This window comes from Amycolatopsis sp. 195334CR (assembly GCF_017309385.1).
GTDB lineage: Bacteria > Actinomycetota > Actinomycetes > Mycobacteriales > Pseudonocardiaceae > Amycolatopsis.
Genome location: NZ_JAFJMJ010000001.1, coordinates 1,569,459 through 1,583,983 on the forward strand (window position 1 = coordinate 1,569,459; position 14,525 = coordinate 1,583,983).

Genomic DNA, 14,525 nt, shown 5'->3' on the forward strand with positions numbered 1-14,525 from the left:
GCCGATCTGTCGGCCCGATGCTGCGCTCCGCCTCGCCGGACGCTGGCTAGAGGCCGGGTGCTGCCAGCGGTCGGGCGCCGTCAGACGTCGGGCGGCGGCAGAGGTCGGGCGCTGGCAGAGGTCAGGCGGCGGCTGGAAGGTAGGCGGCGGCTAGAAGCCGGACGGTGACTGGAGGCCGCGGTGACCGATGGCCGCGCGGTGGCTGGAGGCCTCCGGTGGCCCGAGGCCGCGCGGTGACCGAAGGCCGCGCGGTGACCGGAGGCCGGGCAGTGGCTAAAGATCCTCGAGGCGAACCAAGCCGTCCTGGATGGCGCGGGCTACCAGGCCTGCCTTCGTCGGGGCAGCGCGGCCCGCGTTGGCGTACTTGATCCGCACGCGGTCGATGTACGAGTTGACCGTGCGCACCGACAGCCCGAGCTTCTCGGCGACCATGTCCTTCGACTCGCAGGCGAACCAGTTCACCAGCACGTCGACCTCCCGGGCGCTCAGCCGCGGCCGGTCGGGGCGGGTGTCCACGCCGATCGCCCTCGCCATGGACGGCGGGGTGTAGGGCAACTGCCTCGCCGCAGCGTGGATCGCGGCGACCAGGTGCACCGGGCCCTCGGCCTTGGTGAGGTAGCTCGACGCCCCGATGTCCAGGCAGGTCAACGCGGTGTCCTTGTCGTCGCGCATGGTGTACACCACCACCTGGCGACCGGCGTCGACCAGCCGGCGGAGGTCGCCGTAGGCCGGGGTCGGCGCGGCGAGCTGCAGGTCGAGCACGATCACGTCGGCCCCGCTGCCGGGTTCGAGCCACGCCACGGCGACCGTGGGCCCCGAGTCGACCACCCGCACGGGCGGCTCGGCGGCGGCGCACCAGGCTTCGATGCCGCTGACGATGGCGGGGTGGTCGTCGATGACCACCGCGGTGATCAGTTCGTCGTCCACGCGGCCTCCACCCAGTGCCTGCCACCGGATTCGCGGTGGGTGACGGTGATCTGCCCCGATGATGCCAGCGGCGCCGGCGGCGGCGCGTCGGTGACCACGCTGACGGTCGCGGTACCCGGCGTGCCCAGCACGGTCACCCTGGCTTCGGCCACGGTACCGGCCAGGCAGGCCACCACCGGCTCGGTCAGCGCGCGGCGGACCCGGACGGGCAGTTCAGGCCGGTCTCCCCAGGTACCGAGGAACACCGTGACCCCCTTGCGCTCGGCCACCTCCGCACAAGCACGCAGCTCGTGCAGCAGCGGGTCGTCGACATCGTCGGTTTCCGCGAACAGGCGGCGCATCCTGGCCGCCTCCACGGCGTAGGACGCGCGGTCCCGCACCGGGGTTCCGGCGGCGAGCCGGGCGAGCAGCGGCACCGTGGTGACCGCCAGCTCCTCGAACCGCGTGCGCCGATCGCGGTGCAGCTGGTCTGCCACGGCTTCGGTGGTGCGGGTCCGCTCCTCCTGGGCGGCCGTTTGCTGCGCGAGGCGAGCCAACCGGCTCAGCGCGGCCGTCGACGCGGCCACGGTGAGCTGGTAACCGAGCACCAGGATGGTCACCGTCGCCAGGCCGGCCACGCTCAGCCGGTCCGCCTGCCCGACCAGGATCAGCTGCGCGAAGCTGAACAACTGGTGCGCCCCCAGTGCGACCAGCACCGCGGCGAACCGGTGGTCGGCGAGCAACAGCAGGCAGAACCAGCCGATCGTGCCGTAGGACCACTCCGCCTCGGTGATCACGAGCTCCGGCGGTACCGCGAACACCGCGGCCACCGAAGCGGCGAACACCAGGGCGAGCGCGGGCCAGCGCGACCGGCCGAGCGGGCGGTCGCGCCAGATCCGCACGCCCGCGAACACCGCGACCCCGGTCAGCACCGCGAACGCGGCGACCTCCACCGCGAACGAGCGGTACACCTCCGCGTTGGCCAGCAACAACGGCAGGTTCAGGCCGAACAGGGTGACCGCGGTGATCAGCAGCGTCGCCAAGCGGAGGACGCGGAAGAGCTTGGAGACGGTGAGTTCAGCCATCCGACCACACCAACGAGACCGTGGTGCCACCGCCGCGCTCGCTCCGCACCGCCGCCGTGCCACCGACCTCGGCCATCCTGTCCACAATGGACATTGTAAGCCCGTGGCGGTGCGCGGGGACCGACGCCGGGTCGAACCCCATCCCGTCGTCGCGAACCTCGACCCGAACGCCGTTCAGTTCCTCCTGAACCTGGATCAGCGCGGTGTCGACGCCCGCGTGCCGGGCGACGTTCTCCAGTGCTTCACCCGCCGCCCGGCACAACGCGACGGCCGGCGCCGCGGGCAGCCGGACCGGCCCGGCGGCGCGGATTTCGGTGCCGATCCGGTGGTGCCGCGCGATCTCGTCGAGCATCTCGACCAGGTCGACCTGCCCCTTCGGGAGTTCCGGACGGCCGGAGAGCGCCCGGAGATCACGTTCCGCGCGTTCGGCGAGCCACGACTCCCGACCGGTGACCATGCCGGTGCCGATCGCCAGCATCGTCGAGGCGGCGGTGTCGTGCATGGTGGCGAGGTGCGCGCGTTCGTCGGCACGGCGAGCCGCCGCGATCTCGGCCTCACGGCGCACGCGCTCCCCCGCCGCCGTCCCCCGATCGACCACGCGACCCGCGTGGCGCACCAGGATCCGCAGGCCACGGGACAACCCGGCTTCCGCGAACGTCCACAGCCCGAGCGGCAGCGACGCGGTCCAGCCACCGGGGTCGGCGATCGCCGATCCGGCCAGGTAGGCCGCGATCAGCACCACGGTGATCACGAAGCCGGGCGCGGGAGCGCACAACCACTGGTGGCAGACCGCCGTGATGGACACCGCGACCAGCACCCAGCTGGTGCTGTCGTGCAGCAGGACGACCGGGTCGATCCACCGCGCACCAAGGCAAACCAGCGCGATCACGGCGGTGTCGACGGCGAGCACGCGGGACGCGCGGCTCCAGTAGAACGCGCTCCACAACCCCAGCGCGACCACCGCGACCGCGGATCGTTCGAGCGGCACGGTCAGCAACGTCAGGCAGGCGACCGACAACAGCACCGCCGTCCGCACGACCACCGCGTACCGGCGGCCGACGCGCTCGACCTCGCGCTCGGCCGGACCACCCGGTGTGGGTTGATCAACCGGCACCGCGCCTCCAACACCCGCACTAGCTTCGGTTCTCCAGCCGACCAGAGAGGGAACGCGGTGGAACAGGATCAGCTGGACGCGCGCAACGCCGCGCTGCGCGACCAGGTCGAAGACATGTTAGCGGGCCTGCGCAAGCAAACCGGTGAGTTGAAGGCCGCGCGGGAGCAGGCGGCGAATGCCACCGGTACGGCGAAGTCGGCGGCACGGCGAAGTCGGCGGCACGGCGAAGTCGGCGGCCGCGCTCGCGCTGGTCCGGCAGAACCTGCCGGACCTCTTCCCCGACGCGCCTTCGCTGACCGCGCTGCACGCGACCGCGCCGCCACTGCCCGGCCGAGGGGGCCAGGCAGCGGTACCGCCGCCGCTCGCACCGAAGGCCAGACCACGAGCCCGCGTCGAAGAACCCGGGGACGAACCGATCGGCTCGATCATGCGGAGGGGATACGAGTGAGCAAGGCCAGGATCGAACGGACGTGCTCGGCGCGGCCGCGCCGAAGTTCAAAGCCGCGGCCGACGAACTGAACCAGGCCATTGGGAGAACGCCGCCGACGCGGTCAAGGACGGTGACGCCGCCGCGAAGGCCGCGCTCGCCGGCATGCGCTCCGACGCGGCGGAGAAGTTCCGGCAGCACTGGACCGATGTGGCGGACGGGGACTACCCGAAGCTCGAGAAGCTCTGCCGCCAGATCGCGGACGCCTGACGCAAGAGCGCGAACAGCATCGAGTACACGAAGCTGAGCATCATCGCCGCGCTGATCATTCTGGCCGCGCAGATCGCGCTGCTCATCGCGTCGGCGGTCGGCACGCTCAGGTCGAGCACCGCGGGCTTCCCGATCGCGATGGCCGCGACCAGGGTGATCGTGATGCGGTTGCTGACCGAGTTGCTCAAGCAGATCGCCATCAACCTGACCGCGGACCTGGCCATCCAGGCGGGCGCGATCGCCGGGGCCTCGGGCAACATCGGGAACGACTTCGTCAACGGCAAGCGGGGCAGCGACCTGCTCGACAGCGCCATCGCGGGCAGCTCGACCGGTTCCGTGGCGGCGCGCTGGGCGGGATGAGCACCCGGCACGAGGGCCTGGTCGACGCGCACCACCCGGGCGGCCAAGACCTCGACTACCGCGTCGATGGCGGTCCGCGCCACCGCACCGACCCCGCCGAACTGGACGGCGTCTGGAACTCCAACGGCGCCCAGCACCTCGGGGACACCGCGGGCAACGTCGGCAACGACGAAGCCGACGACCACCCGAAGCACCGGTACGACCCGCAGGTGCGCCAGTACCGCCCATGAACCGGGGGTGCGGCGGGACCGCTGTTTTCAGCGGTCCCGCCGCTTCGGCTAGCGCGCGTACTCGCGCAGGAAGTCGTTCGTCTCCCGGTCCACGGAGAACAGGCAAACGCCCTTCATCCCCCGGGTCATCAGCACCTTGTAGGTGTTCCGGACCAGCTCGCTGAACCGCTCCGGGTCCACCTTGCTCAACGAACCGTCCTCGGTCTTGTCCCGGTCAGCCACCCACTGGCCGTCGCGGATCACCAGGTCCGGGCCGAAGATCACGCCCGCCCAGTCGTATTCGAAGCCCTGCGCGGTGTAGATGCAGCCGATCTGCCCGAACCCGGCCGGATCGGACGCCCACAGCGAAGCCGAAGGAACGCCGGGGACCTTCTTGTCCTGCTTCAGGTTCCACGGTTTCTTCCAGTCACCGACGCGGACGTCGTCGACCAGCTGGAGCTCTCCGTCCACGCGCCGCGGATTGCTCCACTTCCAGCAGAAACCCGCGGTCATGCGGGCAGTGCCCGAGAAGTTGAGCATCTGGTTCTTCAGCCAGTCCTCCAGCGCGGACGGCGACGCGACGGTGTCGACCACGTACTCGTCTTCGGTTTCCTCGCTGAATTCGGTCCAGGTGACCGGTCCGTCGGAGGCGATGCCGAGCAGTCGCCGCACCCACTGGTCGAAGCGATCCGAGCCACCGCAGCGGAACTGGCCGTCCAACCGGATTTCCTCGACCGGACAGCGAAGCCGGTCCGCGGCCGCCTGGATGGTGTCCCGGGTGTCGATCTCGTTCGGGCGCACCTTCTGCTCGTCGTCCAGAAGGAAGACCGGCACCTTCGCGGCTTTGATCAGCTTGCCGATCTGCGGGAGGCCGCGGTCCCAGTGCGCGCGCGGGATGTCGTCCCGGATGCGGTGTGCTTCGTCGCAGATCAGCACGTCCAGGCGGTCGTTGTCGTCCCTGCCGAACTGGTTGAAGTAGGTGAAGATCGACTCGAAGCGGTCCTCACCGGCGGCGACCTGCGCCTTCAGGGTTTCGGTGAAGGCCCTCGATCCGGTGGCGTGCATGACCTTCAGCCGCTGACCGGCGAGGGCGTTGAGCAACGAGACCGCGATCGCGCTCTTTCCCGAACCGGGCCCGCCGCGCACCACGATGACCTTCTTCGGCACGTGGTCCTGCTCCTGGGAGAGCTGGACGGTGTTCCGCACCAGGTCGAAGGCGACCTGCTGCTCGTCGAGGAGTACGAAGTCGTCTCGGCCGGCGAACACCTCGGCCGCCGACTGGAGCAGGTTCCGGCTGGGGTGGTGGCCGACGGTGATCAACTCTTCCGCGACCTTTTTCGCGTCCCCGGCGGTCGCCGGATCGGTGCTGAACAACGAACGCAGCCTGGCGACGAGATCTCCCGCGCCATCAGCGGTGTAGAGCTGCCCGAAATCGCCGAAGTCCCCGTCCGCCAAGTCCCACGTCGGACGGGCGGCATTGTGCAGAAATGCAAGACCCTTCACCCGGCTCGGCCGCTTCGCCAGCGAAGGTGTGTAGTCCAGCAGATAACGGCAATAGCGCCGCACCTGCTCGGCCGGGTGCAACAACGGCTGCTCCGCGTGGGGAACCTCGACCAGGCCCGGCCCCGCGCTCGTCGCCGAACTCCACTGCTTCAACTCGACCAGCACGTAGGACGGTTGACCGTCATCGGGACGCACCCCGCACAGCACCGCGTCGACCCGCCTCGGGCAGTACGGGAGGCGGTATTCCAACAACACCTGGACGTGACCGAGGCCGGCATGGCACAGCAGGTCTAAAAGCACGGGCAAGCTGTTCCGCCAGGCACCCGCCTCACCTTTGTCCGCACGCGAGTAAGTCGCCCCGGTCCACTCGGCGAGTTTCCGGACCAGGCGGTCCTCGGCGGTGCCCTGGCGTAGTTCGCGGGCAGTTCCCCTGATCGGTGTCACGTGTTGGCCCCTCTCCAGCACGGAAATGGCGAGTATTTCCCCCGTTGTGCGCCGAAGGGTAGCGAATTGGCACGATTGGGCGAGGAGCAGCTACTGATTCACGCACTCAGCGTTCTCGCGCTCGGGCGAGTCCCCACGCTGATCCACTAGCCTGGGTCCACGACGACGTTGGGGGGACGAAGTGGCGCTCATCCGCGGCAGAGCGGCGGACCTGCTGGTCGAGGCCGAAGCCGGGCAACTCCACGTGCGGCTCCGCGAGCAGTTCGACTTCAAGCTCGGCCACCGCACCGGGTACTCCGAAGCGACGTCCTGGCGGAAGAGCCTGCCGCTCGTGCTGCGGGAGCTGGTCAACGCGGGCCTCGGCGACGTCGAAGTCCTGCTGGAACACCAACTCCCGCACAGCAAGCAGCGCATCGACGTGGTGCTCGCCGGTGCCCACCCGCGAACCGGGGACAGCAGCTTCGTGTTCGTCGAGCTCAAGCAGTGGTCGACGGCGGAGGTCCACCTGGCCGAGGTGGTGAACGTCCCGAGCCTGCGCGGACGGCACCTCCACCCCGCCGAACAGGTGCGGGGGTACTGCCAGTACTTCCTCGACCACACGCCCGCGCTCGCCGACCGGCCGCGATCGGTGCACGGCATCGCCTACCTGCACAACGCCCGCCGCGCGGACGTGATCACGCTGACGCGTCATCCGAGCCACGAATACGGCCGCCTCTTCACCATGGACGACCAGGCCGCCCTCACCACGCACCTGCTGGCCGTGCTGGACCCGGCGGCCGAGCGGCGCACGAACGCCGAGGCGGGCGACGAGTTCCTCGGCTTCGCGCACCGGCCGACCAAGTCGTTGCTGGACCTGGCCGCCAAGGAGATCCAGGATCGCGAGCAGTTCGTCCTGCTGGACGAGCAGCGCGTCGCATACGACCTGGTGATGCAGGCCGTCGAGCGGTCACGGGCTGCCCAGACCCGGACCGTGGTGGTGGTCGTGGGCGGTCCCGGCTCGGGCAAGAGCGTCATCGCGCTGAGCCTGCTCGGCGCGCTCAGCCGCCGCGGTCTCAGCGTGAACCACGCGACGGGGTCGAAGGCCTTCACCCAGACGATGCGGAAGGTCGCGGCCCACCGGCAGCCCAGGGTGAAGAGCCTGTTCAAGTACTTCAACTCCTACGTGGGCGCCGACCCGCGCGCACTGGACGTGGTGATCTGCGACGAAGCCCACCGCATCCGAGAGAAGGGCACCACCCGCTGGACGAAGAAGGAGTTCAGGGACCGCGCCGACCGGCAGGTGAACGAGCTGATCAACATCGCCACCGTGCCGGTGTTCCTGCTCGACGAGAACCAGGTCGTGCGACCGGGTGAAATGGGTTCCCTCGCCGAGATCACCGCCGCCGCGGAAGCACTGGGCTGCGAGGTCGAAGTGGTGCCCCTGCACGACCAGTTGCGCTGCGGTGGATCGGTTTCCTACGACTCCTGGGTGGCGCGCCTGCTCGGCCTCGGCCGTGAGCCGGAGCCACCGATCGCCTGGAGCAAGCTGGCCGGTCCGCTCGACGAGGGTGTCACGCTGACCAGTGCGGAATCCCCGGAGGCGCTGGAATCCTGGGTGCTGCGGCAACGGGCCGAGCACGGCGGGGTCGCCCGGATCGCGGCGGGCTACTGCTGGCCGTGGAGCGATCCCAAAACCGGACCGGACGGCCGTTACCTCGTCGACGACGTGCGGATCGGTGGCTGGGAGCGGCCGTGGAACGCGAAGTCGGAGTCGACGAAGTCGGTGCCCGGGGTTCCGGCCTCCGACTACTGGGCCACCGATCCCCGGGGGTTCGACCAGGTCGGCTGCGTCTACACCGCGCAGGGCTTCGAGTACGACTGGTCGGGTGTCATCTTCGGCCCGGACCTCGTCCGCCGCGACGGGATGTGGCGGCCGATGCGCGGGGAGTCCAAGGACCCGGAGGTCAAGCGCGCGGACGACCTGCACTTCGGGGCGTTGATCAAGAACACCTACAAGGTGCTGCTCACACGGGGCATGCGCGGCACCGCCGTCTACTCCACGGACCCGGAAACCCAGGAGTTCCTCGAGGAGATGACCCGCTAGTGGCGGCGGGACCGCCACGACAGGGATAGCAAGGCCTATCAAGAAGCCACCCAAAGATTCCACATCGTCCGCAATTTTAAATATTAATTCAATAATAACAAGGTTGGAAACTAACATAAACAGGCTCCTCCGAGCCGATCGGGACCATAACGATCACGACTACTAAGTAACAGGCGCCTCAGCGGACCCGACTACGCCAGAAACCGTTGTCGCAGAGATCACGAGGCCAGTCGATGTTCGACACAGACCAGGACTCCTATTGTTCCTTCAAAGGAATAGTCACGGAGCGCACGCGGCCGATTATCGTCTGGACAGGCGCTGGCCTAAGCATGGAAGCCGGGCTTCCAAACTGGATAGGCCTCCGAAATCATCTACAAGAAGCTCTATACAGACGTACTTTTCAAGCCAAGTCCAGCGATATCGCAAGGCTCTCAGAAAAAGCAGACAGTATTCGACGAGACCCCAACCATTGGACAGCCTTCGAACGGTTGCAGCAAACACTAGGCCGGACAAGCTATCGCGACCATATTCGAGAGCGCCTAGCAAATGCTTCGACGGCACCGATCCCATCAGCTTATCGACTACTATGGCGGCTACCGATCAGCGGTATACTGACATTGAATCTCGACCGAATGGCAACGCGCGCTTACGTCGCAGAGAACCCAGAGCAACTCCCGGTCGAATTTCTCGGCTCACAAGTTGGACACCTCGCCCAGGTGATGCACAGCGAACGGAAGTTCATCGCTAATCTACACGGCAACATAGATGACTCATCGAGCTGGATCTTTACACACTCGTCCCTCAAAGAGCTCAGAAGCAAGACCTTCTACAACGACTTTCTTCGAACATGCCTTTCTTCATTTACAAACCTTTTCATCGGGATGACCATCGACGACATTGCAGTAGGCAGTCATCTCAAATCACTAAGTAAGCTAAACATTGAGGCACCCAGCCACTTCTGGCTAACCGACCGGGGAGACTTTCGCACGGACGAGTGGGCAGAAAAGGTTGGAGTTCGATTAATTAAGTATCGACCCGACTCCAATCATTCACAAGTTCTCGAGTTCCTCAAAGACTTGATAGCCAGTACTCCTAACGACCCACATCCCATCCCACCACTGGCATTTTCCGGACTCCCCATCAATACAACCGAAACTTTGCTCTCACCAGAGGAAATGCTTTCACTGAACGCAGAGGACATCCGGTACATTCTCAATCAGGAGGCCGTTCGGATACTGAGCCCAGAAAACGATCAGGCATACAACGAATACGAGGCGTTCGTCCAGAAGTACGACGAGGCGATCTTTCGGGCCTGGTATACCAGTGACAAAGATGGCAGGAACCAGCTACTCGGACACAAACTCAAGCAACAAGTTGCCCTTGGCGCTTTTGGCAGGGTGTACGAAGCCGAGACAGCAGATGGGCGCAAGGTAGCCATTAAAGTGCTCCTGGAAAATATTCGGAGAGATCCTGGACTTCTTCGAAGCTTTCGTCGCGGCGTCCGATCAATGCGCATTCTACAAGAACGCCACGTGGACGGAATGGTGGCCTACGAGACAACTTCAGAGATACCAGCGTTCGTAACGATGGAATGGATAGAAGGGCCAAATCTAACAGAAGCAAAGGATGCTCGAGCATTAGAAGATTGGGAGGATGTCCTATTCATAAGCAAGGAACTAACCTCAATAATACGCAATGCGCACTCTCTACCAGATCGCGTTCTGCACCGCGACATACGACCGTCAAACGTGATGCTACGCGACTACTGGATAGATCCGTCCAACTACAAGGTGGCAGTCCTGGATTTCGACCTCTCTTGGCATCGAGGAGCCCAAGAACTCAGCGTGCTCCACACGACCGCCGTTGGATACTTAGCGCCAGAGCAGATACTCGCAAGCAGTGATGGCTCGACCAGAAATGCCGCAGTCGACGCTTTTGGGATAGGGATGACGATCTATTACATCTGCGGAGGCACGGAACCGCTCCCAGAGCTTCACCAGCATGCCAACTACGCCGATCTAGTCGAAAAAGCGACTAGATCGCTCACGTCGAGCTCCTGGAAGTCACTTCCTGAGCGAATGAAGCGGTTGATTATCTCTTCGACGCGCCACCGACAGAGCGAACGATGGGACCTGTCGCAGATTGTAGCCGAACTCGAAAGACTACAAGCAGCACACAGTGGATCCATCAGTCATATTACAACGGAGATGCTCGTCGAGGAGCTCGCAGCCAGAAGCATCACGTTCGCCAAGTACGAGTGGAACACGGACACAAATTCTGCTTCATATCAGTTACCCACCGGCCTCCTGCTTCAACTCAGCGCCGACGAACCAAACGCTAATGTCTCGTTGAGAATTTCTTGGGCTCGCACCGGAATTGAGCAACGGGCTGGCATGTCCAAGTATGTAATAAAAGCAACCAGAACACTAGCGGATCAACTAAAGTCTGCACACTGGAAAATCGTAACCGAGAAGCATGAAGCGCAATCAATGACGATTCAAGCTACCAAGAATCGTCAATCGATACTCCAAGACATAGACCACGAAGCAGAGATACTGGATGCCACTCTGCAGGGGTTGAAGTTTGCTGAGTAGCACAAACCGAAAGTCCACAGTCGGCGACCCGCTAGTGGCGGCGGGACCGCTGTGTTCAGCGGTCCCGCCGCCTTTACGGAGTGGCCAAGGCTTCCGTAGGCGACAACCGCGAAGCGCGGATCGCCGGGTACAAGCCCGCGAGTGCACCGATCAGCAGGGTCGCCGCGATGCCTCCGCCGAGGGACCACGGTGGGATGACGGCGGGCCAGTCGCGGGAGAAGGCGTAGCCGATGGAGACCGCGGCCCCGAGGAGAGCGCCGCCGACGCCGCCGAGGGCGGAGAGCAGTAGAGACTCGGCGAGGAACTGGCTTCGGATGCGGCCCCGGGTGGCACCCAGGGACCGGCGCAGGCCGATTTCCGCTCGCCGCTCCAGTACCGAGATCACCATGGTGTTCGCGACCCCGACGCCACCGACCAACAGCGCCACCGCGCCCAAACCCAGCAACAGCCCGGTGAACGCCTCCGTCGCGGCCTGCTTCGCGGCCAGTGCGTCCGACGGCCGCGAGACCTCGACCTCGTTCGGTGCTTCGGGGTTCGCGGTCGCCCCCAGCACCGAGCGCACCGCTTCCACCTGGGCTTCCTGCGACCGCGTGTAGATCGTCGTCGGATGCCCGTCGAACGACAACGCCGACTCCGCCGCCGGCCAGCCGACCAGGGCCGCCGCGTCCAGTTCCGGGGCGAGTTCCGCCGGCTCCAGGATGCCGATCACGGTGAACCACACACCGCCGATCAGCACCTGTGTGTCCGGCTGCGTGATCCCGAGGCGTTCCGCCGCCACCGCACCGAGCACGGCCGCGCGGTACGAGCCCGTCGCGTCGTTGAGCCAGGTCCCGCTCCGCACCTGCCCCGCGATCGTGGCGAGCAGGTCGCTGCGGGCGGCGTAGGCGGACAGGCCGTTCGTCTGCGCTTCCGGGATCTTGTCGGTGCGGTACACCTTCGCGTCCTCGACCCGGCCGACCGCCGAAAGCGACTCCACCGGCGAAATCCGCTCGGTCATCGACTCCGACGCCAGCGGCAGCTGCGCCTGCTCACCCAGCATCGTCGTCCCCGGCCCGACGGTGAGCAGGTTCGTGCCCAGCGCGTCGAGCGTGTTGTCCAGTTCCGCCCGCGACGACGAGGAAATCCCCACCACCGCGACCATCGCGGCGATCCCGATCGCGATCCCCAGCGCGGACAAGAATGCCCGCATCGGCCGCGTCCGCAACCCGACCGCGCCCACCTTCAGCACGTCCCGCGGCCACATCCGCGCGGGTGCCAGCACGTCCGCCATCAGCCAGCCCCCACCAGCCTGCCGTCGCGCATCCGCACCTGCCGCGGCAGCGAAGCGGCGATGTCGCGGTCGTGCGTGATGATCACGACCGTGGTGCCGGCCGCGTTCAGCTCACGCATCAACCGCATCACGCCCTCCCCCGACGCCGTGTCCAGCGCCCCGGTCGGCTCGTCGGCGAGCAGCAGCGGCGGGTCCCCGGCCACCGCCCTGGCCACCGCGACCCGTTGCCGCTCCCCACCGGACAGCTCGTGCGGCCGGTGGTCCATCCGGTGCGCCAGCCCGACCCGCCGCAACGCGACCTCCGCGCGGCGCCGCCGTTCCCCCGACCGCAACCCCGTGTACAGCAAGCCATCCGCGACGTTCTCCAGCGCGGAAACCCCGGCGGCCAGGTGGAACTGCTGGAACACGAACCCGATCCGGCGCGCCCGCAACACGGAAAGTTTGGCGTCGGACAGCTTCGCCACGTCGTACCCGTCGATGTGCACCTCCCCCGAGGTCGGCCGGTCCAGCGTGCCGAGCAGGTTCAGCATGGTCGACTTGCCCGAGCCCGACGGCCCGACGATGGCGACCAGCTCCCCCTGCTCCACCCGCAGCGAAACCCCGCTGAGCGCGGCGACCCCACCCGGATAGCTCTTGCTCACGTCGGTCAGCGCGATCACTTCGGCACCCCCACCACGGTGCCTTCGGCCAGCCCGTCCCCGGTGATCTCCACCCGGCCGTCGGCGAACAGCCCGGTTTTCACCGGCACATAACGGGTTGCGGTGCCCTCGACGACCTCCACGCCGAAACCGCCCTCCGCCAGCGCGAGCAGCGCGGCCACCGGCACGGTCAGCACGTTCTCGCGCTTGTCCGCGGTGAAGGTGACGTCCACCGACGCGAGCGCGTAGGACTCGGCGGCCTGCTGGTCGTCGAAGGCGACGATCACCTCCACCTTGGTGCTCGCCTCCTGGCCCTGCCCCTCGGCGGGCTGGATGATCGTGGACACCTCGTCGACGCGGCCGGTGATCTCCTTGCCGTCCGGCAGTTCGATCCGGACTTCGGTGTCCTTTTTGGCCAGTCGCTGGTCGGCGGGCTCGAGTTCCACGGTGATCGCCTTCGCGACGCCGGTGTGGGTCAGCACCTTCTGGCCGGGCTGCGCGGGTTCACCCTGCTTGGCCTCGACCGTGTCCACCCGCACCTCGCCGTCCGCGAACACCACGCGGCCTAGTTCGACGACACCGGTTTCGTCGAGCCCCTGGTCCTCCTGCCAGTTGGTCACCGCGGTGGCCGTGGCCGAGGTGAACTCGTCGTCGACGGTGAAGCCGGTGTACCCGAGGTCCCGCAGGTTCTCCTCCAGCTGCCGGACATCCGGCCCTTCGGCGCCGTCGGCCAGATCGCGGTAGGCGGGCATCGAACCGTACATCAGGGTCACCGGCTTGTCGTCCACTTTGTACAGTGGTTGCCCGCGCGCGATCCTGGCGTCGCCGTCCGGCACGAAGGTGAGCGTGCCCGGCAGGCGGTTGCTGACCGTGGTCGTGGTGCCGTATCCGAGTTCGCCGTCCGCCTCCCGCGCGTCGTTGAGCGTCTGCCGGGACACCTTCGCCGTGCTGGGCGGCAGTTCGCTGGCGGCGGCGTCACCCGCCTGGCTCTGCGTCTGCGTGAACACGAGCATGCCAGCGGTGGCCGCCCCCGCCACGACCACCACGGCGATTCCGGCGGCGAGCTTCCGCTTCACTTCTCCCCCGGCAGCGACATGATGTCCTTGCAGGCTTCCTGCGCCTTCTCGAAGTCGGGGTCCTCGCCGATCTCCGGGGTGATCCGGATGCCGGGCTGGTTGGGGTCGGGGTCGGCGAAGGCCTCCACCCCGTTGCCGCGCATGCATTCCGCGAACTTCCTGGCGTTCTCCTGCATCTGCGGGTTGGCCTTGCCGTTGGCCTGCGGGCTGAACTCGCGGCAGGCCTCCTGCGCCTTGTCCACCACCTCCTTCGGCGTGTTCTTGTCGACCTTGAGCTGCACGCCCTTGCCCGGTTCCGGGTCGGGCATGTCCACGCCGTTCTCGCGCATGCACTGGGCGAACTTCACGCCCATGTCGCCGTTGTCCGCGGCCGCGGGCGCGCTCGCCGGGGCCCCGGTGGCCGGCTGCCCCGCCGAGGCCACCTGGTTCCCGCCGTCGTCGGCGCCGCACGCGGTGAGCAGCAGGGTCAGCGCGGCGAACGCGCCCAGGGTGAGCCGTCGCATCAGTCCTCCAGTCGGTCGGAAATGGTGACCGGATGCAACCCGG

Annotated in this window: 14 protein-coding genes; 5 read left to right on the forward strand and 9 right to left on the reverse strand. The window is 66.8% G+C overall.

Annotated elements, in window-relative coordinates:
- Positions 1-273 precede the first annotated feature (273 nt).
- From JYK18_RS07595 to JYK18_RS47955, 3 genes are read right to left on the reverse strand one after another with little or no spacing between them, the layout of a single operon-like run.
- The gene (locus JYK18_RS07595) at positions 274-927 is read right to left on the reverse strand and encodes a response regulator transcription factor (RefSeq protein WP_307795810.1); all 654 of its coding nucleotides are present in this window, start codon (positions 925-927) and stop codon (positions 274-276) included.
- Complete coding sequence (locus JYK18_RS07600; RefSeq protein ID WP_206801425.1) at positions 912-1,991, reverse strand: hypothetical protein; 1,080 nt, start codon at positions 1,989-1,991, stop codon at positions 912-914. The genes JYK18_RS07595 and JYK18_RS07600 overlap by 16 nt, the downstream gene beginning before the upstream one ends.
- Entirely contained in the window at positions 1,984-3,105 is a 1,122-nt protein-coding gene (locus JYK18_RS47955; protein WP_206801426.1) for a sensor histidine kinase, read from the reverse strand. The genes JYK18_RS07600 and JYK18_RS47955 overlap by 8 nt, the downstream gene beginning before the upstream one ends.
- 175 nt (positions 3,106-3,280) lie before the next feature.
- Between JYK18_RS47955 and JYK18_RS07610 the strand changes: the two genes are divergently transcribed.
- The gene (locus JYK18_RS07610; protein WP_206801427.1) at positions 3,281-3,553 is read left to right on the forward strand and encodes a hypothetical protein; all 273 of its coding nucleotides are present in this window, start codon (positions 3,281-3,283) and stop codon (positions 3,551-3,553) included.
- A 203-nt stretch (positions 3,554-3,756) separates the two neighbouring features.
- Here JYK18_RS07610 and JYK18_RS07615 read toward each other — a convergent pair whose 3' ends face one another.
- The gene (locus JYK18_RS07615) at positions 3,757-3,990 is read right to left on the reverse strand and encodes a hypothetical protein (RefSeq protein WP_206801428.1); all 234 of its coding nucleotides are present in this window, start codon (positions 3,988-3,990) and stop codon (positions 3,757-3,759) included.
- Here JYK18_RS07615 and JYK18_RS07620 point away from each other — a divergent pair.
- Positions 3,965-4,162 (forward strand): hypothetical protein, encoded by a 198-nt coding sequence (locus tag JYK18_RS07620; protein WP_206801429.1) that lies wholly within the window; start codon positions 3,965-3,967, stop codon positions 4,160-4,162. The genes JYK18_RS07615 and JYK18_RS07620 overlap by 26 nt on opposite strands.
- Positions 4,159-4,392, forward strand: a complete 234-nt coding sequence (locus JYK18_RS07625) for a hypothetical protein (protein WP_206801430.1) — start codon at positions 4,159-4,161, stop codon at positions 4,390-4,392. Before JYK18_RS07620 ends, JYK18_RS07625 begins: the two co-directional genes overlap by 4 nt.
- Positions 4,393-4,440: 48 nt before the next feature.
- On the opposite strand, the gene JYK18_RS07630 is transcribed toward JYK18_RS07625, so the two are convergent.
- A complete protein-coding gene (locus JYK18_RS07630; protein ID WP_307795811.1) occupies positions 4,441-6,318 on the reverse strand; it encodes a DNA/RNA helicase domain-containing protein in 1,878 nt (625 codons plus the stop codon).
- Between the two features lie 181 nt (positions 6,319-6,499).
- Here JYK18_RS07630 and JYK18_RS07635 point away from each other — a divergent pair, with 181 nt between their 5' ends.
- The gene (locus JYK18_RS07635; RefSeq protein ID WP_206801431.1) at positions 6,500-8,401 is read left to right on the forward strand and encodes a DUF2075 domain-containing protein; all 1,902 of its coding nucleotides are present in this window, start codon (positions 6,500-6,502) and stop codon (positions 8,399-8,401) included.
- 329 nt (positions 8,402-8,730) lie between these two features.
- On the forward strand, positions 8,731-10,995 hold the full coding sequence (locus JYK18_RS07640; protein ID WP_277992228.1) for a protein kinase: 2,265 nt from the start codon (positions 8,731-8,733) through the stop codon (positions 10,993-10,995).
- A 73-nt stretch (positions 10,996-11,068) separates the two neighbouring features.
- Here JYK18_RS07640 and JYK18_RS07645 read toward each other — a convergent pair whose 3' ends face one another.
- The 4 genes from JYK18_RS07645 to JYK18_RS07660 are packed head-to-tail and all read right to left on the reverse strand — an operon-like array spanning position 11,069 to position 14,482.
- Positions 11,069-12,265 (reverse strand): ABC transporter permease, encoded by a 1,197-nt coding sequence (locus JYK18_RS07645; RefSeq protein ID WP_206801433.1) that lies wholly within the window; start codon positions 12,263-12,265, stop codon positions 11,069-11,071.
- Positions 12,265-12,924: an ABC transporter ATP-binding protein gene (locus JYK18_RS07650; protein WP_206801434.1), complete on the reverse strand. Its 660-nt coding sequence runs from the start codon at positions 12,922-12,924 to the stop codon at positions 12,265-12,267. Before JYK18_RS07650 ends, JYK18_RS07645 begins: the two co-directional genes overlap by 1 nt.
- The gene (locus tag JYK18_RS07655) at positions 12,921-13,979 is read right to left on the reverse strand and encodes a peptidoglycan-binding domain-containing protein (protein ID WP_307795812.1); all 1,059 of its coding nucleotides are present in this window, start codon (positions 13,977-13,979) and stop codon (positions 12,921-12,923) included. Before JYK18_RS07655 ends, JYK18_RS07650 begins: the two co-directional genes overlap by 4 nt.
- A complete protein-coding gene (locus tag JYK18_RS07660) occupies positions 13,976-14,482 on the reverse strand; it encodes a hypothetical protein (RefSeq protein ID WP_206801435.1) in 507 nt (168 codons plus the stop codon). The genes JYK18_RS07655 and JYK18_RS07660 overlap by 4 nt, the downstream gene beginning before the upstream one ends.
- Between the last annotated feature and the right edge of the window lie 43 nt (positions 14,483-14,525).

Excerpts from the sequence above, each read along its gene's own strand:
- JYK18_RS07600 (WP_206801425.1), bottom strand. The coding sequence starts at position 1,991 with ATGGCTGAACTCACCGTCTCCAAGCTCTTCCGCGTCCTCCGCTTGGCG.
- JYK18_RS07610 (WP_206801427.1), top strand. The coding sequence starts at position 3,281 with ATGCCACCGGTACGGCGAAGTCGGCGGCACGGCGAAGTCGGCGGCACG.
- JYK18_RS07620 (WP_206801429.1), top strand. The coding sequence starts at position 3,965 with ATGCGGTTGCTGACCGAGTTGCTCAAGCAGATCGCCATCAACCTGACC.
- JYK18_RS07625 (WP_206801430.1), top strand. The coding sequence starts at position 4,159 with ATGAGCACCCGGCACGAGGGCCTGGTCGACGCGCACCACCCGGGCGGC.
- JYK18_RS07640 (WP_277992228.1), top strand. The coding sequence starts at position 8,731 with ATGGAAGCCGGGCTTCCAAACTGGATAGGCCTCCGAAATCATCTACAA.
- JYK18_RS07645 (WP_206801433.1), bottom strand. The coding sequence starts at position 12,265 with ATGGCGGACGTGCTGGCACCCGCGCGGATGTGGCCGCGGGACGTGCTG.
- JYK18_RS07660 (WP_206801435.1), bottom strand. The coding sequence starts at position 14,482 with ATGCGACGGCTCACCCTGGGCGCGTTCGCCGCGCTGACCCTGCTGCTC.